The sequence below is a fragment of the Pseudomonas sp. IzPS59 genome, from assembly GCF_014863505.1.
GTDB lineage: Bacteria > Pseudomonadota > Gammaproteobacteria > Pseudomonadales > Pseudomonadaceae > Aquipseudomonas > Aquipseudomonas kribbensis.
In genome coordinates this window covers 1331533-1352315 of the sequence record NZ_CP062251.1, presented here as the reverse complement: position 1 = coordinate 1352315, position 20783 = coordinate 1331533, and the positions used below count along the sequence as shown (strand labels likewise).

At 59.6% G+C, this 20783-nt stretch carries 17 protein-coding genes; 1 reads left to right on the top strand and 16 read right to left on the bottom strand.

Annotation, left to right across the window (positions count from 1 at the left end):
* Nucleotides 1–43 precede the first annotated feature (43 nt).
* The gene (locus tag IF189_RS05885; RefSeq protein ID WP_007954819.1) at nucleotides 44–1156 is read right to left on the bottom strand and encodes an S-(hydroxymethyl)glutathione dehydrogenase/class III alcohol dehydrogenase; all 1113 of its coding nucleotides are present in this window, start codon (nucleotides 1154–1156) and stop codon (nucleotides 44–46) included.
* A gap of 116 nt (nucleotides 1157–1272) precedes the next feature.
* Here IF189_RS05885 and IF189_RS05880 point away from each other — a divergent pair, with 116 nt between their 5' ends.
* On the top strand, nucleotides 1273–2169 hold the full coding sequence (locus tag IF189_RS05880) for a LysR substrate-binding domain-containing protein (protein ID WP_085712852.1): 897 nt from the start codon (nucleotides 1273–1275) through the stop codon (nucleotides 2167–2169).
* On the opposite strand, the gene ispD is transcribed toward IF189_RS05880, so the two are convergent.
* From ispD to bamA, 15 genes are all read right to left on the bottom strand, one after another.
* Nucleotides 2166–2873 (bottom strand): 2-C-methyl-D-erythritol 4-phosphate cytidylyltransferase, encoded by a 708-nt coding sequence (gene ispD, locus IF189_RS05875; protein ID WP_134825647.1) that lies wholly within the window; start codon nucleotides 2871–2873, stop codon nucleotides 2166–2168. The genes IF189_RS05880 and ispD overlap by 4 nt on opposite strands.
* Nucleotides 2870–3148: a cell division protein FtsB gene (ftsB, locus tag IF189_RS05870; protein WP_003222158.1), complete on the bottom strand. Its 279-nt coding sequence runs from the start codon at nucleotides 3146–3148 to the stop codon at nucleotides 2870–2872. Before ftsB ends, ispD begins: the two co-directional genes overlap by 4 nt.
* A 171-nt stretch (nucleotides 3149–3319) precedes the next feature.
* Nucleotides 3320–4609: a phosphopyruvate hydratase gene (eno, locus tag IF189_RS05865; RefSeq protein WP_007954808.1), complete on the bottom strand. Its 1290-nt coding sequence runs from the start codon at nucleotides 4607–4609 to the stop codon at nucleotides 3320–3322.
* Nucleotides 4610–4765: 156 nt separating this feature from the next.
* Nucleotides 4766–5611 carry a 3-deoxy-8-phosphooctulonate synthase gene (kdsA, locus tag IF189_RS05860; protein WP_007954807.1) on the bottom strand — a complete coding sequence of 282 codons (846 nt, stop codon included), beginning with the start codon at nucleotides 5609–5611 and terminating at the stop codon, nucleotides 4766–4768.
* Nucleotides 5612–5615: 4 nt separating this feature from the next.
* Nucleotides 5616–7247: a CTP synthase gene (locus IF189_RS05855; protein WP_011332696.1), complete on the bottom strand. Its 1632-nt coding sequence runs from the start codon at nucleotides 7245–7247 to the stop codon at nucleotides 5616–5618.
* A gap of 274 nt (nucleotides 7248–7521) precedes the next feature.
* Nucleotides 7522–8850 (bottom strand): tRNA lysidine(34) synthetase TilS, encoded by a 1329-nt coding sequence (gene tilS / locus IF189_RS05850; protein ID WP_192552970.1) that lies wholly within the window; start codon nucleotides 8848–8850, stop codon nucleotides 7522–7524.
* Nucleotides 8851–8996: 146 nt separating this feature from the next.
* Complete coding sequence (locus tag IF189_RS05845) at nucleotides 8997–9944, bottom strand: acetyl-CoA carboxylase carboxyltransferase subunit alpha (protein ID WP_085712849.1); 948 nt, start codon at nucleotides 9942–9944, stop codon at nucleotides 8997–8999.
* Between the two features lie 140 nt (nucleotides 9945–10084).
* Nucleotides 10085–13606, bottom strand: coding sequence for a DNA polymerase III subunit alpha (gene dnaE / locus IF189_RS05840; RefSeq protein ID WP_134825645.1), 3522 nt, complete (start codon nucleotides 13604–13606; stop codon nucleotides 10085–10087).
* 76 nt (nucleotides 13607–13682) lie between these two features.
* A complete protein-coding gene (rnhB, locus tag IF189_RS05835; RefSeq protein ID WP_085712847.1) occupies nucleotides 13683–14309 on the bottom strand; it encodes a ribonuclease HII in 627 nt (208 codons plus the stop codon).
* 11 nt (nucleotides 14310–14320) lie between these two features.
* Nucleotides 14321–15451, bottom strand: coding sequence for a lipid-A-disaccharide synthase (gene lpxB, locus IF189_RS05830; protein WP_134825644.1), 1131 nt, complete (start codon nucleotides 15449–15451; stop codon nucleotides 14321–14323).
* Between the two features lie 2 nt (nucleotides 15452–15453).
* Nucleotides 15454–16230: an acyl-ACP--UDP-N-acetylglucosamine O-acyltransferase gene (lpxA, locus tag IF189_RS05825; protein ID WP_134825643.1), complete on the bottom strand. Its 777-nt coding sequence runs from the start codon at nucleotides 16228–16230 to the stop codon at nucleotides 15454–15456.
* On the bottom strand, nucleotides 16227–16667 hold the full coding sequence (fabZ, locus tag IF189_RS05820) for a 3-hydroxyacyl-ACP dehydratase FabZ (RefSeq protein ID WP_003222142.1): 441 nt from the start codon (nucleotides 16665–16667) through the stop codon (nucleotides 16227–16229). The genes lpxA and fabZ overlap by 4 nt, the downstream gene beginning before the upstream one ends.
* Nucleotides 16668–16773: 106 nt before the next feature.
* A complete protein-coding gene (gene lpxD, locus IF189_RS05815) occupies nucleotides 16774–17829 on the bottom strand; it encodes a UDP-3-O-(3-hydroxymyristoyl)glucosamine N-acyltransferase (RefSeq protein WP_192552969.1) in 1056 nt (351 codons plus the stop codon).
* Nucleotides 17830–17832: 3 nt separating this feature from the next.
* The gene (locus IF189_RS05810; protein WP_003222140.1) at nucleotides 17833–18336 is read right to left on the bottom strand and encodes an OmpH family outer membrane protein; all 504 of its coding nucleotides are present in this window, start codon (nucleotides 18334–18336) and stop codon (nucleotides 17833–17835) included.
* A gap of 45 nt (nucleotides 18337–18381) precedes the next feature.
* Entirely contained in the window at nucleotides 18382–20769 is a 2388-nt protein-coding gene (gene bamA, locus IF189_RS05805; RefSeq protein ID WP_114881640.1) for an outer membrane protein assembly factor BamA, read from the bottom strand.
* Nucleotides 20770–20783 lie beyond the last annotated feature (14 nt).

Sequence of the window (20783 nt, the reverse complement as noted above, 5' to 3'; positions counted from 1 at the left end):
CGCAGCCACGACTGCACATTGGCAGCCGTGGCATCGCGATTGATCAGAAATGAATGACGGTACGGATGCTCTTGCCTTCGTGCATCAAATCGAAGGCCTTGTTGATGTCTTCCAGGCCCATGGTGTGGGTGATGAAGGTGTCCAGCGGGATTTCTCCGCTCTGAGCCATGTCGACATAGCTTGGCAACTCGGTACGACCACGCACGCCACCGAACGCCGAACCGCGCCAGACGCGACCGGTCACCAACTGAAACGGACGGGTAGCGATTTCCTGGCCGGCACCGGCAACGCCGATGATGACCGACTCGCCCCAGCCTTTATGGCAGCACTCGAGGGCTGCGCGCATCAGTTGCACGTTGCCGATGCATTCGAAGGAGAAGTCGACGCCGCCGTCGGTCATGTCGACGATCACTTCCTGGATCGGACGATCGAAATCTTTCGGGTTCACGCAGTCGGTAGCGCCCAATTGCTTGGCGATTTCGAACTTGGCCGGGTTGATGTCGATAGCGATGATGCGCGAGGCCTTGGCCTTCACCGCGCCAATCACCGCCGACAGACCGATGCCGCCAAGACCGAAGATGGCCACGGTGTCACCCGGTTTGACCTTGGCGGTGTTGATCACCGCACCGATCCCGGTGGTCACGCCGCAACCGAGCAGGCAGACCTTTTCCAGCGGCGCGTCCTTGGAGATCTTGGCCACGGAGATTTCCGGCAGCACGGTGTACTCGGAGAAGGTCGAGGTACCCATGTAGTGGAAAATCGTTTGGCCTTTGTAGGAAAAACGCGAAGTACCGTCCGGCATCAGGCCCTTGCCCTGAGTGGCGCGAATCGCCTGGCACAGGTTGGTCTTGCCCGACTTGCAGAATTTGCACTGGCCGCATTCCGGGGTGTACAGCGGGATCACGTGATCGCCGACGGCCACCGAGGTCACGCCTTCGCCGATCGCTTCAACGATCGCGCCGCCTTCGTGACCGAGGATCGACGGGAAGATGCCTTCCGGGTCAGCGCCGGACAGGGTGTAGGCGTCAGTGTGGCAAACCCCGGAAGCCACCACGCGCAGCAACACTTCACCGGCCTTGGGCATGGCGACATCGACTTCTACGATTTCCAGCGGCTTCTTGGCCTCGAAGGCAACGGCGGCGCGCGACTTGATCATGCTGACTCTCCAGTGAATCCATTGAATAAAAAAACAGACTGGCAGTGTAGTCCAGCGCCGATTGATGAATAATCAGGACAAAAGCAAAACATTATTGCCATACAGGGATAATCCCCATGTCGGAAAACCGCTGGGAAGGCATCGACGAGTTCGTTGCCGTTGCCGAATGCAGCCAGTTCACCGCGGCTGCCGAACGCTTGGGCGTTTCCTCCTCACACATCAGTCGACAAATCGTACGGCTGGAAGAGCGTTTGCAGACACGACTGCTCTACCGCAGTACCCGGCGCGTCACGCTGACAGAAGCCGGCCAGACGTTTCTGCAACATTGCCAGCGCCTGCAGGACGGCCGCGAAGAAGCGTTGCGTGCAGTCGGCGATCTGACCAGCGAGCCCAAAGGCATGCTACGCATGACCTGCGCCGTAGCTTATGGCGAACGCTTCATCGTGCCGCTGGTGACCCGGTTCATGGGGCACTATCCACAGTTGCGCATCGATATCGAACTGACCAACCGGCAACTCGATCTGGTGCATGAAGGTCTGGATCTGGCGATCCGTCTCGGGCGTCTTCAGGATTCCCGGCTGGTGGCGACTCGTCTGGCCCCACGGCGCATGTACCTCTGCGCATCGCCGTCCTACCTCGAACGGTACGGTCGGCCACACAGTTTGTCGGAACTGAGCCGGCACAATTGCCTGATCGGCAGCTCGGACATCTGGCAGCTTGAGCAAAATGGGCGGGAATTTTCCCAGCGGGTGCAGGGAAACTGGCGCTGCAACAGTGGGCAAGCGGTGCTGGATGCAGCGCTGCAGGGCGTGGGTTTGTGTCAGTTGCCGGACTATTACGTGCTGGAGCACCTGCACAGCGGTGCATTGATCTCATTGCTGGAGGCGCATCAACCGCCGAATACGGCGGTGTGGGCGCTGTATCCACAGCAAAGGCACCTTTCGCCGAAAGTGCGCAAACTGGTGGATTTTCTCAAGGAAGGCTTGGCCGAACGGCCGGAATACCGGATTTAACGACGGTTGGCCCAGCGCTGGCGCAACCATTCGAGGTCTTCCGGGCGGGTGACTTTCAGGTTATCCGCACGGCCCTCGATCAGGCGCGGCGCCATGCCGGCCCACTCCATCGCCGAGGCTTCATCGGTGATCAGCGCGTCGGCCACCAGACTGTCCGCCAGCGCGCGGTGCAGTGCACCGAGGCGAAACATCTGTGGTGTGTAGGCCTGCCAGATCACGCTGCGATCCACGGTTTCGACCACACGACCGTGCTTGTCGACCCGCTTGAGGGTGTCGCGTGCCGGCACGGCCAGCAGGCCGCCCACTGAGTCGTCGGCAAGTTCTGAAAGTAATTTATCAAGATCGTCACGGCTCAGATTGGGCCGTGCCGCATCGTGCACCAGCACCCAATCCTCATCGTCGGCACCTTGCGCATGCAAATGCAGCAAGGCGTTGAGCACCGAACCGGAACGCTCGGCGCCGCCATCGACCCGTTGAATTCGCGGATCGCTGGCGCTGGCCAGGGTCGGCCAATAAGGATCATCGACAGCAAGACTGACCACCAGCCCCTTGAGGCTCGGGTGATCGAGGAAACAGCCGAGGCTGTGTTCGAGAATTGTGCGCCCGCCCAGTTGCAGGTATTGCTTGGGACGGTCCGCGGCCATACGGGCACCGACGCCCGCAGCAGGAATCACGGCCCAGAAGGCCGGCAGGGAATCGATCATTGGGCCAACTGGTAAAGGGTTTCGCCGTCCTTGACCATGCCCAGTTCGTGACGAGCCCGCTCTTCAACGGTCTCCATGCCTTTTTTCAACTCGCTGACTTCAGCGTCCATCACCCGGTTGCGCTCCAGCAAGGCTTCGTTCTCGGCGTGTTGATCAGCAATCTGCTGATTCAGTTCGGCGACCTGCGCCAGACTGCCATTGCCCACCCACAGGCGGTACTGCAGACCGGCCAGCAGCAAGAGCAAGACGAGAAACAACCAGTAAGGACTGCGCATCGAATATCAGGTATCCAGTGAAAAAAGACAGCCACGCAAAAACTTTGAAGCATCTGATAGCACGAAGCCTGGAATATCCAGGCTTGTGCATATAAGGCATCAGATTAGTGGCAAATCCATCGCTGTCACGACTTTTCCGACACAATCCGGTGTCTTTTTAACATGTAGCGATCAGCCGCGGAACTCGGAGCGACCGTTGTACTTGGCTTTGCCATTCAACTGCTCTTCGATACGCAGCAGTTGGTTGTACTTGGAAACGCGATCGGAACGGCACAGAGAGCCGGTCTTGATCTGGCCAGCCGAAGTGCCCACGGCCAGATCGGCAATGGTCGAATCTTCGGTTTCGCCCGAACGGTGCGAGATCACGGCGGTGTAACCGGCAGCCTTGGCCATCTGGATGGCTTCCAGGGTTTCGGTCAGGGTGCCGATCTGGTTGAACTTGATCAGGATCGAGTTGGCGATCTTTTTATCGATGCCTTCTTTCAGGATCTTGGTGTTGGTCACGAACAGGTCGTCGCCTACCAGTTGGGTCTTCTCGCCGATCTTGTCGGTGAGGATCTTCCAGCCGGCCCAGTCGGACTCGTCCAGACCGTCTTCGATCGAGATGATCGGGTAACGCTCGGTCAGGCCTTTCAGGTAGTCGGCGAAACCTTCAGCGGTGAACACCTGGCCTTCGCCGGACAGGTTGTACTTGCCGTCTTCGAAGAATTCGCTGGCCGCGCAGTCCAGAGCCAGGGTCACGTCGGTGCCCAGCTTGTAACCGGCGTTGGCAACAGCTTCGGAGATCACTTTCAGTGCGTCTTCGTTGGAAGCCAGGTTCGGCGCGAAACCGCCTTCGTCACCGACAGCAGTGCTCAGGCCACGGGCCTTCAGAACAGCTTTCAGGTGATGGAAAATCTCGGTGCCCATGCGCAGACCTTCCGAGAAAGACTTGGCGCCGACCGGCTGAACCATGAATTCCTGGATGTCGACGTTGTTGTCGGCGTGTTCGCCACCGTTGATGATGTTCATCATCGGAACCGGCATCGAGTACACACCCGGAGTGCCGTTCAGGTTGGCGATGTGTGCGTACAGCGGCAGGTCCTGATCCTGTGCAGCCGCCTTGGCCGCAGCCAGGGAAACGGCGAGGATGGCGTTGGCGCCCAGGGTTGCCTTGTTTTCGGTACCGTCGAGCTTGATCATCGCGTGATCCAGGGCTTTCTGGTCGCTTGGGTCGGTGCCCAGCAGCAGATCGCGGATCGGACCGTTGATGTTGGCTACCGCCTTGAGCACGCCCTTGCCCAGGTAACGGCTCTTGTCGCCATCACGCAGCTCGAGCGCTTCACGCGAGCCAGTGGATGCACCGGACGGCGCGCAAGCGCTGCCGATGATGCCGTTGTCGAGAAGCACGTCCGCTTCCACGGTGGGATTGCCACGGGAGTCGAGAACTTCACGACCTTTGATGTCGACGATTTTTGCCATTGTTGTAAACACTCCAAAGTTGACGAAAACGACGCAGCTAGAGGAAATCTTTTGACCGTCGGCAAGTGGTGTACAGCGGGCAGCTTGCAGACGACAACGCTCATACCCGAGGGCATGAGCGACAAATCGTGCGGTACTTTACCGGAGAATTGCGGTTTACGCGGTTTCTACCGTCGGAAAACTCTTCACCAGTTCGTCCAGGGCTTTGAGCTGGGCCAGGAATGGCTCCAGTTTGTCCAGACGCAAGGCACAAGGGCCGTCGCATTTGGCGTTGTCCGGATCCGGATGCGCTTCGAGGAACAGGCCCGCCAGCGACTGGCTCATGCCCGCCTTGGCCAGGTCGGTGACCTGGGCGCGGCGACCGCCGGCGGAGTCGGAACGACCGCCTGGCATCTGCAGCGAATGGGTCACGTCGAAGAATACCGGGTACTCGAACTGCTTCATGATGCCGAAGCCGAGCATGTCGACCACGAGGTTGTTGTAGCCGAAGCTCGAACCGCGCTCGCAGAGGATCAACTGATCGTTGCCCGCTTCCACGCACTTGTTCAGGATGTGTTTCATTTCCTGAGGCGCAAGGAACTGGGCTTTCTTGATGTTGATCACAGCGTTGGTCTTGGCCATCGCGACGACCAGATCGGTCTGGCGCGACAGGAAGGCCGGCAACTGGATGATGTCGCAGACCTCAGCGACGACCGCGGCCTGGTCAGGCTCGTGGACGTCGGTGATGATCGGTACGCCGAAGGCTTGTTTGATGTCCTGGAAGATGCGCATGCCCTCTTCCAGGCCAGGACCGCGATAGGAGGTCACAGAAGAACGGTTGGCCTTGTCGAAACTGGCCTTGAACACGTAAGGGATACCGAGTTTTTCGGTGACCTTCACGTACTCTTCGCAAACCTGCATGGCCATGTCACGGCTTTCCAGCACGTTCATGCCGCCGAACAGCACCATGGGTTTGTCGTTGGCAATCTCGATGTCGCCGACGCGGATGATCTTCTGTGCCATCGGGTTACGCCTTCTTCTGGTGTTGAGCCAACGCTGCTTTCACGAAACCGCTGAACAGCGGGTGACCGTCACGCGGAGTCGAGGTGAATTCCGGGTGGAACTGGCAAGCGACGAACCATGGATGATCCGGAGCTTCGACCACTTCGACCAGCGCTGCATCGGAAGAACGACCGGAAATCTTCAGGCCGGCTTCGATGATCTGCGGCAGCAGGTTGTTGTTCACTTCGTAACGGTGACGGTGACGCTCGACAATCACATCCTTGCCGTAGCAATCGTGCACCTTGGAGCCGGCTTCGAGCAGGCATTCCTGAGCGCCGAGGCGCATGGTGCCGCCCAGGTCGGACGCTTCGGTACGTACTTCAACGGCGCCGGTGGCGTCTTCCCACTCGGTGATCAGACCGACAACCGGATGGCCGCTGGCACGATCGAACTCGGTGGAGTTGGCGTCTTTCCAGCCCAGCACGTTACGGGCGAACTCGATGACCGCCACTTGCATGCCCAGGCAGATGCCCAGGTACGGAACCTTGTTTTCGCGAGCGTATTGAACGGCAGTGATCTTGCCTTCCACGCCACGCAGACCGAAGCCGCCCGGTACGAGGATCGCGTCGACACCTTCCAGCAGCGCGGTGCCCTGGTTCTCGATGTCTTCGGAATCGATGTAGCGCAGGTTGACCTTGGTACGGTTGGTGATGCCGGCGTGACTCATCGCTTCGATCAGCGACTTGTAGGCGTCCAGCAGCTCCATGTACTTGCCGACCATCGCGATGGTGACTTCGTGCTCAGGGTTCAGCTTGGCATCGACGACCTTTTCCCACTCGGACAGGTCGGCGCCATTGCATTGCAGGCCGAAACGCTCGACGACGAAATCGTCCAGACCCTGGGCGTGCAGCACGGCCGGGATCTTGTAGATGGTGTCGACGTCTTCCAGGGAGATCACCGCACGCTCTTCAACGTTGGTGAACAGCGCGATCTTGCGACGCGACGACACATCCACCGGATGGTCGGAACGGCAGATCAGCACGTCTGGCTGCAGGCCGATCGAACGCAGCTCTTTTACGGAGTGCTGGGTCGGCTTGGTCTTGGTCTCGCCAGCGGTGGCGATGTACGGAACCAGGGTCAGGTGCATCAGCATCGCGCGCTTGGAACCGACTTCCACACGCAGCTGGCGGATGGCTTCGAGGAACGGTTGCGATTCGATGTCGCCAACGGTACCGCCGATTTCCACCAGGGCCACGTCGGCATCGCCGGCGCCCTTGATGATGCGACGCTTGATTTCGTCGGTGATGTGCGGAATCACCTGGATGGTTGCACCCAGGTAGTCACCACGGCGCTCTTTGCGCAGCACGTGCTCGTAGACACGGCCGGTGGTGAAGTTGTTGTTCTGGGTCATGGTCGTGCGGATGAACCGCTCGTAGTGGCCCAGGTCCAGGTCGGTCTCGGCGCCGTCGTGGGTGACGAACACTTCACCGTGCTGGAACGGGCTCATGGTGCCCGGGTCGACGTTGATGTACGGATCCAGCTTCAGCATGGTGACCTTAAGCCCCCGCGCCTCCAGGATGGCCGCCAATGAAGCCGATGCAATGCCTTTCCCCAAAGAAGAAACAACACCGCCCGTGACGAATATGTAGCGCGTCATGAAAAACCCTAGAAGTCTGCGTTAAAGCGGTCCGAGCCGCCGGGGAAAGCGAAGGAAGGCCGAAGCCCCCGATCACCTGCATTAATCACAGTGCACCTTTCAAAAAAACCGCCGCGTTGGGACAGACCGGAAGTGAAAACACCGGTACGTTGCTCGCTACACATTTTTTGGAATCGCCCAGCAAAGACTGCTTGGTAATCGGCAACTCCTGCAATTCAGGCGAATCCACAGAAGTTGTATCAAGAAGGGAGCGTAGTCTACCGGAATGCCCCCTTCATCTCAAACCTTGATCTTCGTCAGAAGGCTGCCAATGCAATCGCCAGCCCTCCACTGCATTGCCATCGAGCCCCGGCAGGTTCGCCACGGCGAGCAATTCTTCACCGCGAAACAGCAGCGGCAATCTGCCACGCACAAAGGCCGGCACCGCGCGTTCGTTGAGCAGACGCTTGAGATCGCGATGTCCGCGATCCGCCAGATGCATCACCTCGCCGCCCTGCCGATAGCGGATCTGCAGCGGCCCTGCGGGAGTCTGACCGCTGAACATGACACGCCCGTTATCGGGCAAGCGTAGCGCCAGCGACGTCTCGTGCCAGTCGCCGCTGACCACCGGCGTGCGCAACCAATAGCCGCTGAGCCACCACAGGCGACCGGCGCTGCGGTGCAACTCGCCATCCGCCAGACGCCAGACCGGAGCGGCATCGTTACCGGCATCGCGCAGATCGATCCAACCCGACCAATGGTCGGTATCCGGCAGTCGGGTGAGCGGTTCAAGCCAGTGACTGAGTACATTGCGCTGGCGCGCCTCGGATAACCCGGCGATGGCCGCGAACTCCAGTGATGGCAATCCCGACCATTCGAACTCACCGGGCAAGCTCGCTTGAGCCAGATCGATCTGCGCCAGCTCATCGAGCAAACCTTGCGCCTCGCGCAGATGCGCCGCACTGCGGGCCATGCTGGCGCATGCCTGCGGCCAGCGACCGGTCAGCAGCGGCATGACCTGATGGCGCAAGTAGTTGCGTGAGAACTGTCGATCCTGATTCGACGGATCCTCTACCCAGCGTAGAGCATGGTCCTGTGCATAGACTTCCAGCTCGGCCCGCGTGATGTCGAGCAAGGGCCGAACCAGACTGCCCTGCCCCAGCGCACGCTGCGCCGGCATGCCGGACAGGCCGCGCACCCCGGCGCCACGCAGCAACCGGAACAACAGGGTTTCTGCCTGATCGTCGCGGTGCTGGCCCGTCATCAACACATCATTGATCCGAGTCACCGAAGTGAATGCCGCGTAGCGCGCATCCCGCGCCGCACGCTCAAGGCTGGCGCCCTGTTGCACGGTCACGTGAACAATCTGCAATGGGATGCCCAAGGCGTCACAGACAGCCTGGCAATGCACCGGCCACGCATCGGCCGCAGCCTGAAGGCCGTGATGGACATGGATGGCGTTTAGCGGCGGAAGGGATTCGGATTTGGCGCGCGTTGCCAGAAGGTGCAGCAGGACGGTGGAGTCGAGGCCGCCCGAGAAAGCGATACGCCAATGGGCCGCATCGAGCCAGGGCTTGAGATTACGCAAAAGCCTGGAAGGCAAATCAATCGAGGGCTGACCCATTCTTCTACCTTTTCACAAACCAAATGTGGGAGCGGGCTTGCTCGCGAAAGCGGTGAAACAGCCAACACAGTTGTTGAATGTTACATCGCATTCGCGGGCAAGCCCGCTCCCACAGTGTTTTGCATCGATGGCCGAAACGGCTCGACTTAGAGACCGTAGCTCATCAGACGATCGTAACGACGCTTGAGCAGCGCTTCGTTGTCGAGCTTCTTCAGCATCGCCAGTTGCGAGCTCAGCTCGGCGCGGATCGAGGCAGCAGCCGCCGCCGGATCGCGGTGGGCGCCGCCCAGAGGCTCGCCGATCACTTTGTCGACGATGCCCAGGCCTTTCAGACGCTCGGCGGTGATGCCCATCGCTTCAGCGGCATCCGGCGCCTTTTCTGCGGTTTTCCACAGAATCGAAGCGCAACCTTCCGGCGAAATCACCGCGTAAGTCGAGTACTGCAGCATGTTCAACTGATCGCAAACACCGATCGCCAGTGCACCGCCGGAACCACCTTCACCAATCACGGTGGCGATGATCGGGGTTTTCAGACGAGCCATGACGCGCAGGTTCCAGGCGATCGCTTCGCTCTGGTTGCGCTCTTCGGCGTCGATGCCAGGGTAGGCACCCGGAGTGTCGATGAAGGTCAGGATCGGCATCTTGAAGCGCTCGGCCATTTCCATCAGGCGGCAAGCCTTGCGGTAGCCTTCCGGGCGCGGCATGCCGAAGTTGCGGCGTACCTTTTCACGCACTTCACGGCCCTTCTGATGACCGATCACCATCACTGGCTGGTCTTCCAGACGTGCCACGCCGCCCACAATGGCCGCGTCGTCGGAGAAGTGACGGTCACCGTGCAGTTCGTCGAACTCGGTGAAGATGTGTTCGATGTAGTCCAGGGTGTATGGACGTTTCGGGTGACGTGCCAGACGTGCGATCTGCCAGCTGGTCAGCTTGCCGAAGATATCTTCGGTGAGCGTCTTGCTCTTGTCCTGCAGGCGGGAGATCTCATCGCCGATATTCAGCGAATTGTCATTACCGACCAAGCGCAACTCTTCGATCTTGGCTTGCAGGTCGGCGATCGGCTGTTCGAAATCCAGGAAATTCGGGTTCATAGGCGTCCGTCTTGGGTCGTGTCCCAAGTGAGCTTGGGGCCGGCCGGTTGTCTATTCGCGCCCTACCTTAAGGGAGAGGCGCGCTGAGGTCGAGATTAAAAATTCAGGTTGTGGGCAGGCGGTTCGGTCTCACCTGCCGGTCAACGGTATTGGAGGAAGACGTTGTCTCGCCCGAACTGGTCACGCAGGGCTTGAATCAAGGCATCCGCCGGGTCGATCCGCCAGGTTTCGCCAAACTGCAGCAAAGTCTTCGCATCCGGGCTGGTGTATTCCATGGTGATCGGGCACGCCCCGCGATGACGCTTGAGCAAATCCCCCAACCAGCGTAGCTGATCGCCTTTCAGATCCTGGGTCTGCAGTTTCAGGCGCAGGCTCTCGGCCAGGTTGGTGCGCGCATCTTCCATGCTCATCACCCGCTTGACCCGCAGGCGCAGGCCGCCGGAGAAGTCATCGTTGCTGACCTCGCCTTCGACCACCACCATCGCATCGGTCTGCAGCAGCGATTGCGCAGAGTGGAACGCATCGGCGAACAGCGACGCCTCGATCCGCCCGGAGCGGTCGTCGAGGGTGATGAAACCCATCTTGTCGCCCTTTTTGTTCTTCATCACCCGCAGGGCAATGATCATCCCCGCCACGGTCTGGGTGTCCCGGGCCGGTTTCAGGTCGATGATGCGCTGGCGGGCGAAACGGCGAATTTCGCCTTCGTATTCGTCGATCGGGTGGCCGGTCAGGTACAGGCCGAGGGTGTCTTTTTCACCCTTCAGGCGCTCCTTGAGCGTCAGCTCCTTGGCCTTGCGGTGCAGCGCGTAAACGTCTGCGTCTTCCTCGACGAACAACCCGCCGAACAGGTCGGCGTGACCACTGTCGCGGGTGCGCGCGGTCTGTTCGGCCGACTTGATCGCCTCTTCCATCGCCGCCAGCAGCACCGCGCGGTTGCGGTCGATGTTGGCCTGATAAGCCTTTTGCTCGTCATGGAAGTACGGGCCGAGGCGATCCAGCGCGCCACTGCGGATCAGGCCGTCCAGCGTGCGCTTGTTGATGCGCTTGAGGTCGACCCGGGCGCAGAAGTCGAACAGATCCTTGAACGGACCGGCCTGACGCGCTTCGGTAATAGCTTCCACCGGGCCTTCGCCGACACCTTTGATCGCGCCCAGACCGTACACGATGCGGCCTTCGTCGTTCACCGTGAACTTGAACTCCGACGTGTTCACGTCCGGCGCGTCGAGGCGCAGCTTCATCGTGCGCACTTCCTCGATCAAGGTCACGACCTTGTCGGTGTTGTGCATATCCGCCGACAGTACCGCGGCCATGAACGGCGCCGGGTAGTGAGCCTTCAGCCAGGCGGTCTGGTACGACACCAGGCCGTAGGCGGCGGAGTGGGATTTGTTGAAGCCGTAACCGGCGAATTTTTCCACCAGGTCGAAAATGTTACCGGCAAGATCCGCGTCGATATTGTTCGACGCACAACCCTCAATGAAACCGCCACGCTGCTTGGCCATTTCCTCGGGTTTCTTCTTACCCATCGCCCGACGCAGCATGTCCGCACCACCGAGGGTGTAACCGGCCATGACCTGGGCGATCTGCATCACCTGTTCCTGATACAGGATGATACCGTAGGTCGGTGCCAGTACCGGCTGCAAGCCTTCGTACTGGTAATCCGGGTGCGGATACGCCAGTTCCGCGCGACCGTGCTTGCGGTTGATGAAGTCATCCACCATGCCGGACTGCAACGGGCCCGGACGGAACAGGGCCACCAGTGCGATAAGGTCTTCGAGGCAGTCGGGCTTGAGCTTTTTGATCAGCTCTTTCATGCCGCGGGATTCAAGCTGGAACACCGCGGTGGTTTCAGCTTTTTGCAGCAGTTGATAAGTCGGTTTGTCATCCAGCGGGATGAATGCGATGTCCAGCGGCGGCTCGTTGACCTTGGCGCGGTCGCGGTTGATGGTCTTCAGCGCCCAGTCGATGATCGTCAGGGTCCGCAGGCCGAGGAAGTCGAACTTCACCAGACCGGCCGCTTCCACGTCATCCTTGTCGAACTGGGTCACCAGACCGTCGCCGGCCTCGTCGCAATAGATCGGCGAGAAGTCGGTCAGTTTGGTCGGCGCGATCACCACACCACCGGCGTGCTTACCGACGTTACGCACCACGCCTTCGAGCTTGCGCGCCATCTCCCAGATTTCTGCCGCTTCTTCATCGACCTTGATGAAGTCGCGCAGGATTTCTTCCTGCTCGTAGGCTTTTTCCAGGGTCATGCCGACTTCGAACGGAATCATCTTCGACAGACGATCCGCCAGGCCGAATGACTTGCCCTGGGCCCGCGCCACGTCCCGCACCACCGCCTTGGCCGCCATGGAACCGAAGGTGATGATCTGACTCACGGCGTTGCGGCCGTACTTTTCGGCCACGTAATCAATTACCCGGTCGCGGCCGTCCATGCAGAAGTCGACGTCGAAGTCGGGCATGGATACCCGTTCCGGGTTAAGGAAACGTTCGAACAGCAGGTCATATTCCAGCGGGTCGAGGTCGGTGATCTTCTGCACATAGGCCACCAGCGATCCGGCACCCGACCCCCGGCCCGGGCCCACCGGCACGCCGTTGTTCTTGGCCCACTGGATAAAGTCCATCACGATCAGGAAGTAACCGGGGAATCCCATCTGGATGATGATATCCAGCTCGAAATTCAGCCGGTCGACATAAACCTGGCGCTTGGCCTCGTAATCTTCGGTGGTGTCCTTGGGCAGCAGTACGCTGAGGCGCTCGTCCAGACCATCGAACGACACCTTGCGGAAATACTCGTCGATGGTCATGCCATCGGGAATCGGATAGTCCGGCAGGAAGTGCTTGCCCAGCTTCACGTCGATGTTGCAGCGTTTGGCGATCTCGACGGTGTTTTCCACCGCGTCGGGCAGGTCGCTGAACAGCTCGGCCATTTCCTCGGCGCTTTTCAGGTACTGCTGATCGCTGTAATTCTTCGAACGACGCGGATCGTCGAGGGCCCGGCCCTCACCGATGCAGACGCGGGTTTCGTGGGCGGCGAAGTCTTCCTGCTTGATGAAGCGCACATCGTTGGTGGCGACCAGCGGCGCGCCGAGTTTCTCGGCCAGGGCCACGGCGCCGTGCAATTGTTCTTCGTCATTCGGACGATTGGTGCGCTGGATTTCCAGATAGAAGCGATCCGGGAACACCGTCATCCACTCACGGGTCAGCACCTCGGCCTCGGCGGGATTGCCGCCGATCATGGCCATGCCGATCTCGCCCTCTTTCGCGGCGGACAGCATGATCAGGCCTTCATTGGCCTCGGCCACCCACTCGCGCTCGATGATGATCATGCCGTTGCGCTGACCGTCGATGAAGCCACGGGAAATCAGCTCGGTCAGATTGCGATAGCCCAGGGCGTTCATGACCAGCAGGCTGATCCGGCTCAGCGGGCCATCCGGGTCCTTGTTCGACAGCCACAGGTCGGCGCCGCAGATCGGCTTGATCCCCGCGCCCATGGTGTTTTTATAGAACTTGACCAGCGAACACATGTTGTTCTGGTCGGTAACCGCAACGGCCGGCATGCCCATGCCGGTCAGGGCCTTGACCAGCGGCTTGATCCGCACCAGCCCGTCGACCAGGGAGTATTCAGTGTGCAGGCGTAGATGAACGAATGAAGCCGGCATAGTGATCCTGTCCAGTTACATAGAGACAACAAGGCCCGGATTGTACCGGGCCCCGAATAAAACATCAGCCTCGCCGCTAAACCTGCGTGAGACCTTCCAGCGCCTCGTAAGCCTGCCGCACCGGGGCAAACGAACGCCGGTGAATCGGCGTCGGCCCGAGGCGTACCAGCGCTTCCAGATGAACGGGCGTCGGATAGCCTTTATGACCGCCGATGCCGTAACCCGGGTAGATCAACTCGAACGCCGCCATCTCGCGGTCGCGGCTGACCTTGGCCAGAATCGAGGCCGCTGCGATGGCCGGGACCTTGCTATCGCCCTTGACCACTGCTTCGGAACGCATCGGCAGTTTCGGGCAGCGGTTGCCGTCGATCATCGCCAGTTTCGGCTGGATATGCAGACCCGCGACGGCGCGCTGCATGGCCAGCATGGTGGCGTGAAGGATATTCAGCTCGTCGATTTCTTCGACTTCGGCACGGGCAATGCACCAGCTCAGTGCCTTCTCGCAGATTTCGTCGTAGAGCTTTTCACGCTTGGCTTCGGTGAGTTTCTTCGAGTCGTTGAGCCCCAGAATCGGCCGGTTGGGATCGAGGATCACTGCTGCCGTGACGACCGCACCGCACAAAGGGCCGCGACCGACTTCATCAACACCGGCCACCAATTCTTCGACTTCGGCGACCAGCGTGAAATCCAGGCCCATCTGCATGTTCGTCTTGCTCATCGTGTTTGACCGATCAGGTTCAGAACGGCGTCAGCCGCCTGATTGGAGGCGTCCAGGCGCAGGGTGCGGTGGATTTCATCGAAGCCGCGAGTCTGTTCTTCACCGCCGTCGATCAGCGGCGACAGGGTCTGGGCCAGCGCCTCGACCGTCGCATCATCCTGCAACAATTCCGGCACCAGCAACCGTTGGGCCAGCAGGTTCGGCAGGGAGACGTACGGACTCTTTACCATGCGTTTGAGAATCCAGAACGTCAGCGGTGCAAGACGATAGGCCACCACCATCGGACGCTTGTAGAGCAACGCCTCAAGGGTCGCCGTGCCCGACGCGATCAGGACCGCGTTGCACGCTGCCAGCGCCAGATGGGACTTGCCGTCGAGCAGGGTCACCGGCAGATCACGGCCGGCCAGCAGCTCTTCAAGCTGGGCACGACGCTCTGGGTTGGCACATGGAATGACGAAGCGCAAACCCGGACGCATGGCGCGCAGGCGTTCGGCAGTATCGAGGAACAGCGCGCCCAGACGACTGACTTCGCCGCCCCGGCTGCCCGGCATCAAAGCCACCAGCGGACCGTCAGGCAGGCCCAGTTCGGCACGTGCGGCGACGCGATCTGCCTCCAGTGGAATGGTATCGGCCAGCGTATGGCCGACGAACCTGACCGGTACGCCCTTCTCTTCATAAAACCTGGCTTCGAACGGCAGCAGCGTGAGCATCAGGTCGCAGCCTTCGCGAATCTTCAGCACCCGCTTCTGCCGCCACGCCCACACCGAAGGGCTGACGTAGTGCACGGTCTTGATCCCGGCCTGACGCAGCTTGAGTTCGATATTGAGGTTGAAATCCGGCGCATCGATGCCGATAAACACATCCGGTTTCTGGGCGATCAGGGTGGCGATCAGGTCCTTGCGGCGCTTGAGCAGCTCACGCAGCCGACCGAGGACTTCCACCAGCCCCATGACCGACAACCGCTCCATGGGGAAGTAGGAATTCAGGCCCTCGGCCTGCATCAGGGGGCCGCCGACGCCGATAAACTCGACCGCCGGATGCTGTGCCTTGAGGGCGCGCATCAGACCGGCACCCAGAATATCGCCGGAAGCCTCACCCGCCACCAGCGCAATACGCAGATTGGCCATGATCAGCGAGTGATGCCGCGAGACGACGACTGGATGGAGTCACGGAACACCGCGACTTCCGGGAACTGGAGGGCAGGCTCGGCCAGTTCGGCCAGCGCTTGCTCGACAGTCAGCCCCTGACGATAAACGGTTTTGTAAGCGCGACGCAGGGCGTGAATCGCATCCTCGCTGAAACCACGACGACGCATGCCTTCAAAATTCATGCTGCGCGCTTCGGCCGGGTTGCCGAACACCGTAACGAACGCCGGAACGTCCTTGCCAATGGCCGTTCCCATGCCGGAAAAGCTGTGGGCGCCGATGTGGCAATACTGATGCACCAGCGTGAAGCCGGACAGGATCGCCCAGTCCTCGACGTGCACATGTCCAGCCAACGCGGTGTTGTTGACCAGAATGCAGTGGTTGCCGATGACACTGTCGTGACCGATGTGGGCGTAAGCCATGATCAGGTTGTGATCGCCCAGCGTGGTTTCGGAACGATCCTGAACCGTGCCACGGTGAATCGTCACGCCTTCACGGATAACGTTATGGTCACCGATCACCAGACGGGTTTCTTCGCCCTTGTACTTGAGATCAGGCGTGTCTTCGCCTACCGAGGAAAACTGGTAGATGCGATTGTGCTTGCCGATTCGGGTCGGACCTTTGAGGATCACGTGTGGCCCGATCACTGTTCCCTCGCCGATTTCCACACCTGCGCCGATGATCGACCACGGGCCGACCTCGACACCTTCGGCCAGTACGGCCGAAGGATCGATGATTGCGCGAGGGTCAATCAAACTCATAGCTTGCGTTCCGCACAGATGATTTCAGCGGAGCAGACCGGCTTGCCATCGACCGAAGCCTGGCATTCGAACTTCCAGATCTGACGCTTGCAGCTGATGAACTTGGCTTCGAGGATCAACTGATCACCCGGCAGCACCGGCTGACGGAAACGCAGTTTGTCGGAACCGACGAAATAGTAGAGGGTGCCATCGGCCGGTTTCACATCGAGCATCTTGAAACCGAGGATCCCGGCAGCCTGAGCCATCGCTTCGATGATCAGCACGCCCGGCATGATCGGGTGCGCAGGGAAGTGGCCATTGAAGAACGGTTCGTTGATGCTGACATTCTTGTAGGCGCGAATGCGCTTGCCTTCCGTATCCAGTTCCACCACCCGGTCCACCAGCAGGAACGGGTAACGGTGAGGCAGGTATTCGCGAATCTCGTTGATGTCCATCATTTCGGGGGGAAGCCTATGTAAAGATTGGGAGCGCGACTGACGCGCACTCCTCTAGCAAATCAAGGAGGCAGTCCAGAGGCTGTGCACACTTGATATGGAAATGGTATCAGCCTTCAGATGAAGCGTTACCGCCAGGGGTCACTTCCCCTGCCTGCTTTTCCAGCTGTCGCAAGCGTCGCGCGATGTCATCGAGCTGACGGATGCGTGCCGCGCTTTTGCGCCACTCGGCAGCCGGCTGCATGGCCGTACCGGAAGAATAGGCGCCCGGCTCGGTAATCGAGTGGGTCACCATGGTCATCCCGGTCAGGAATACGTTGTCGCAAATATCGATGTGCCCTACCAGGCCGACACCACCGGCGAGCATGCAGTGCTTGCCGATTTTGGTGCTGCCGGAAATCCCCACGCACGCAGCCATGGCGGTGTGATCACCGACCTGAACGTTGTGGGCGATCTGAATCTGGTTGTCGAGCTTGACGCCGTTACCGATCACGGTATCGGCCAACGCACCCCGATCGATCGCAGTATTCACGCCGATCTCCACATCGTCACCGATGGTCACGCCACCGATCTGGGCGATTTTCTGCCAGATGCCTTTCTCGTTGGCAAAGCCGAAGCCCTCACCGCCAAGCACTGCACCTGACTGAATCACCACCCGCTTGCCGATCCGCACATCGTGATACAGCGTGACACGCGGAGCCAGCCAGCCACCCTCGCCGATTTCGCTGCGGGCACCGACGACGCAATGCGCGCCGAGCGTCACGCCCGCACCGATCCGTGCTTGCGCTTCGATCACTACAAAGGGACCGATGCTGGCAGTCGGATCGACCACGGCATCCGGAGCGATCACTGCCGACGGATGGATACCGGCTGCAGCTTTCGGCTTCGGATCGAACAGGTGAGAAATGCGTGCGTAAGCCAGATAAGGATCCGGCACCACCAACGCATTACCGGTATAACCTTCGGCATCAGCCGCCTTGAGCAGCAATGCTGCCGCTTGCGAGCCAGCCAGGTATTTGCGGTATTGAGGGTTTGCCAGAAAGCTCAACTGAGCTGGGCCAGCCTCCTGCAAGGTGGCTAGCCCAGTAATTTGCTTCTCGGGATCGCCACTCAGGGTGGCACCGAGGAACTCGGCCAACTGGCCGAGTCTGATAGTCACGGTCATGGGTTACTTCAGCTGATTCATGCGCTCGATAACCTGGCGCGTGATGTCGTACTGAGGTTTGACATCGATCACTGCGCCACGCTCGAACACCAGGTCAAAACCACCTTTCTTGATGACTTCTTCCACTGCGCTATCCAGTTTCGGCTTGAGCTGCTTGAGCATTTCACGGTCAGCAACAGCCTTGGCTTCGTTCAGTTCCTTGGACTGGAACTGGAAGTCGCGGGCCTTTTGCTTGAATTCCAGCTCCAGACGCTCACGCTCGCCCTGCTGCATCTTGTCGCCGCCAGCCATCAGACGATCCTGGATACCCTTGGCGCTGCTTTCCAGCGTCTTCAGTTTGGTCAGTTGAGGACCGAACTTCTTCTCGGCATCCACGGCGTACTTCTTGGCCGCATCGGACTCCAGCAGAGCCATCTGATAGTTCAGAACAGCAATTTTCATGTCGGCAAATGCCGGGCCTGCCACCAGTACGGAGGCCAGGAGAACCAATTGAGTCAACTTACGCACGATGCACTCCTACAAAATCCATTGTCGTTATCTTGGGTCAGACGCTTAGAACGTCTGGCCGAGGGAGAATTGGAACACTTGAGTTTCAGCGTTATCCGGTTTCTTGATCGGTGTGGCCAACGCGAAGCTCAAAGGACCCAGTGCGGTAACCCAGGTCACGCCGACACCGACGGAACTGGCCATGTTGCTCAGGCTGATGTCGTTGCACTGTGTATTGGCCTTGGAACCATCAGCGTTTGTGGTCGACTTGCAAGTCGAGTCGAACACGTTACCGACGTCCCAGAATACCGATGTACGCAACGAACGCTGATCCTTCACGAACGGCAGCGGGAACAGCACCTCGACACCACCCTGGATCAACACGTTACCACCGAATGGCAGCGGATCCTGGTCCGGGTCGGCAAGCGTACCGGCGTTACCGGTAACCGCCTGACCACGGCTCGGCGTACTGCGCGGACCCAGGGTACTGTCTTTGAAACCACGTACCGAGTTGAAACCACCAGCATAGTAGTTTTCATAGAACGGCAAGCCGTCCGTTGAACCGTAACCGTCGCCATAACCCAGCTCGGTGTGCAGACGCAGGGTGTAGTTTTCGGTCAGTGGCTGGAACAGCTGGCCACGGTAATCCAGTTTGTAGAACGACAGGTCACTGCCAGGAATCGTCGTTTCCAGGGTCAGACTCTGCGAACGGCCGCGGGTTGGCAACACGCCCTTGTTCAAAGTGGACTCGGACCAGCCGGCCGACGCCTTGAAGTTCAGGTACTGATCGCCTTCACGCTTAACGAAGTCGAAAATCTCGTCAACGGTGTAGGTACCGGTCTTGATCTTGTCCTGTTGAGCGGACAGGCCGAAGGTCAGACGCGAAGTCTCGCTGATCGGGTAACCGACGTTCACGCCGGCACCCAGGCTGTCTACCGCATAGCTTGCTACGTCGACGTCGAGGTCTTTGTAGTCGGTGGTGCGATAGAACGCGTTGTAGCCCAGGCTCACGCCATCGGCGGTCCAGTAGGGGTCAACGTAGCCGAAGTTGTAACGGCTCTGGTACTGGCTACGGGTCAGGCCGACGCTGACGCGGTTACCGGTACCGAGGAAGTTGTTCTGGGTGATCGAGCCACCAAGGATCAGACCGGCACTCTGGGCAAAACCGACGCTGGCAGTGATCGAACCGGAAGCCTGCTCTTCAACCGCATAGTTCACGTCAACCTGGTCGTCGACGCCCGGAACAGCCGGAGTCTCGACGTTCACTTCCTTGAAGAAGCCCAGACGCTCCAGACGGGTCTTGGACTGGTCGATCAGGTAAGTCGAAGCCCAGCCACCTTCCATCTGACGCATTTCGCGGCGCAGCACTTCGTCTTCGGACTTGGTGTTGCCACGGAAGTTGATGCGGTTGACATAGGCACGCTTGCCCGGATCGACAGCGAACAGGATGTCCACGGTATGGTCGTCATCGTGCGGCTGCGGAACGCCATTGACGTTGGCGAAGGTGTAGCCCTCGTTACCCAGACGACGGGTGATCAGTTCCGAGGTGGTGGTCATCAGCTTGCGCGAGAACACCTGGCCCTTTTGCACCAGCAGCAGCGACTTGACCTGGTCTTCAGGGACTTTCAGGTCACCGCTGAGCTTGACGTCACGAACGGTGTACTTCTCGCCTTCGTTGACGTTGACAGTGATATAGACGTGCTTCTTGTCCGGGGTAATGGAAACCTGGGTCGAAGCGATATCCATGTTGATATAGCCGCGGTCCAGATAGTAGGAACGCAGACGCTCCAGGTCACCGGAAAGTTTTTCACGGGCGTACTTGTCATCGTTCTTGAAGAACGACAGCCAGTTGGTGGTCTTCAGTTCGAACAGGTCGGTCAGGTCTTCCTCAGGGAAAACCGTGTTGCCCACCACGTTGATGTGCTGAATGGCAGCGACGGTGCCTTCGTTGATCTTCACTTTCAGGCCGACACGGTTGCGCGGCTGCGATACCACTTCGGTATCGACGGTAGCCGAGTAGCGACCTTGCGCAACGTACTGGCGTTGCAGTTCGTTACGCACGCCTTCGAGGGTCGCACGCTGGAAGATCTCGCCTTCGGCCAGACCGGATTGCTTGAGGCCCTTCATCAGGTCTTCGGTGGAGATGGCCTTGTTGCCTTCGATCTCGATGCTCGCGACCGATGGACGTTCAACGACCGTGATCACCAGAACGTTGCCTTCGCGGCCCAGCTGGATATCTTGAAAGAAACCGGTTTTGAACAACGCACGAGTGGATTCCACCAGGCGACGATCATCCGCCTGCTCGCCGACGTTCAACGGCAAGGCACCAAAGACGCTACCCGCGGAGACCCGCTGGAGGCCATTGACGCGAATATCAGAGATAGTGAAGGACTCGGCGTGAACTTCGGCGATCATCAATACGGTGAGAACCGCAGTTAGCAGCAGACGTTTCATGAAGTCCTTTCTTA

Excerpts from the sequence above, each read along its gene's own strand:
- rnhB (WP_085712847.1), bottom strand. The coding sequence starts at position 14,309 with ATGCAGATGGGCCTGGATTTCACGCTGGTCGCCGAAGTCGAAGAATTG.
- IF189_RS05845 (WP_085712849.1), bottom strand. The coding sequence starts at position 9,944 with ATGAACCCGAATTTCCTGGATTTCGAACAGCCGATCGCCGACCTGCAA.
- IF189_RS05880 (WP_085712852.1), top strand. The coding sequence starts at position 1,273 with ATGTCGGAAAACCGCTGGGAAGGCATCGACGAGTTCGTTGCCGTTGCC.
- kdsA (WP_007954807.1), bottom strand. The coding sequence starts at position 5,611 with ATGGCACAGAAGATCATCCGCGTCGGCGACATCGAGATTGCCAACGAC.
- tilS (WP_192552970.1), bottom strand. The coding sequence starts at position 8,850 with ATGGGTCAGCCCTCGATTGATTTGCCTTCCAGGCTTTTGCGTAATCTC.
- lpxB (WP_134825644.1), bottom strand. The coding sequence starts at position 15,451 with ATGGCCAATCTGCGTATTGCGCTGGTGGCGGGTGAGGCTTCCGGCGAT.
- dnaE (WP_134825645.1), bottom strand. The coding sequence starts at position 13,606 with ATGCCGGCTTCATTCGTTCATCTACGCCTGCACACTGAATACTCCCTG.
- IF189_RS05855 (WP_011332696.1), bottom strand. The coding sequence starts at position 7,247 with ATGACGCGCTACATATTCGTCACGGGCGGTGTTGTTTCTTCTTTGGGG.
- IF189_RS05885 (WP_007954819.1), bottom strand. The coding sequence starts at position 1,156 with ATGATCAAGTCGCGCGCCGCCGTTGCCTTCGAGGCCAAGAAGCCGCTG.
- fabZ (WP_003222142.1), bottom strand. The coding sequence starts at position 16,667 with ATGATGGACATCAACGAGATTCGCGAATACCTGCCTCACCGTTACCCG.
- eno (WP_007954808.1), bottom strand. The coding sequence starts at position 4,609 with ATGGCAAAAATCGTCGACATCAAAGGTCGTGAAGTTCTCGACTCCCGT.
- bamA (WP_114881640.1), bottom strand. The coding sequence starts at position 20,769 with ATGAAACGTCTGCTGCTAACTGCGGTTCTCACCGTATTGATGATCGCC.
- lpxD (WP_192552969.1), bottom strand. The coding sequence starts at position 17,829 with ATGACCGTGACTATCAGACTCGGCCAGTTGGCCGAGTTCCTCGGTGCC.
- ftsB (WP_003222158.1), bottom strand. The coding sequence starts at position 3,148 with ATGCGCAGTCCTTACTGGTTGTTTCTCGTCTTGCTCTTGCTGCTGGCC.
- ispD (WP_134825647.1), bottom strand. The coding sequence starts at position 2,873 with ATGATCGATTCCCTGCCGGCCTTCTGGGCCGTGATTCCTGCTGCGGGC.
- lpxA (WP_134825643.1), bottom strand. The coding sequence starts at position 16,230 with ATGAGTTTGATTGACCCTCGCGCAATCATCGATCCTTCGGCCGTACTG.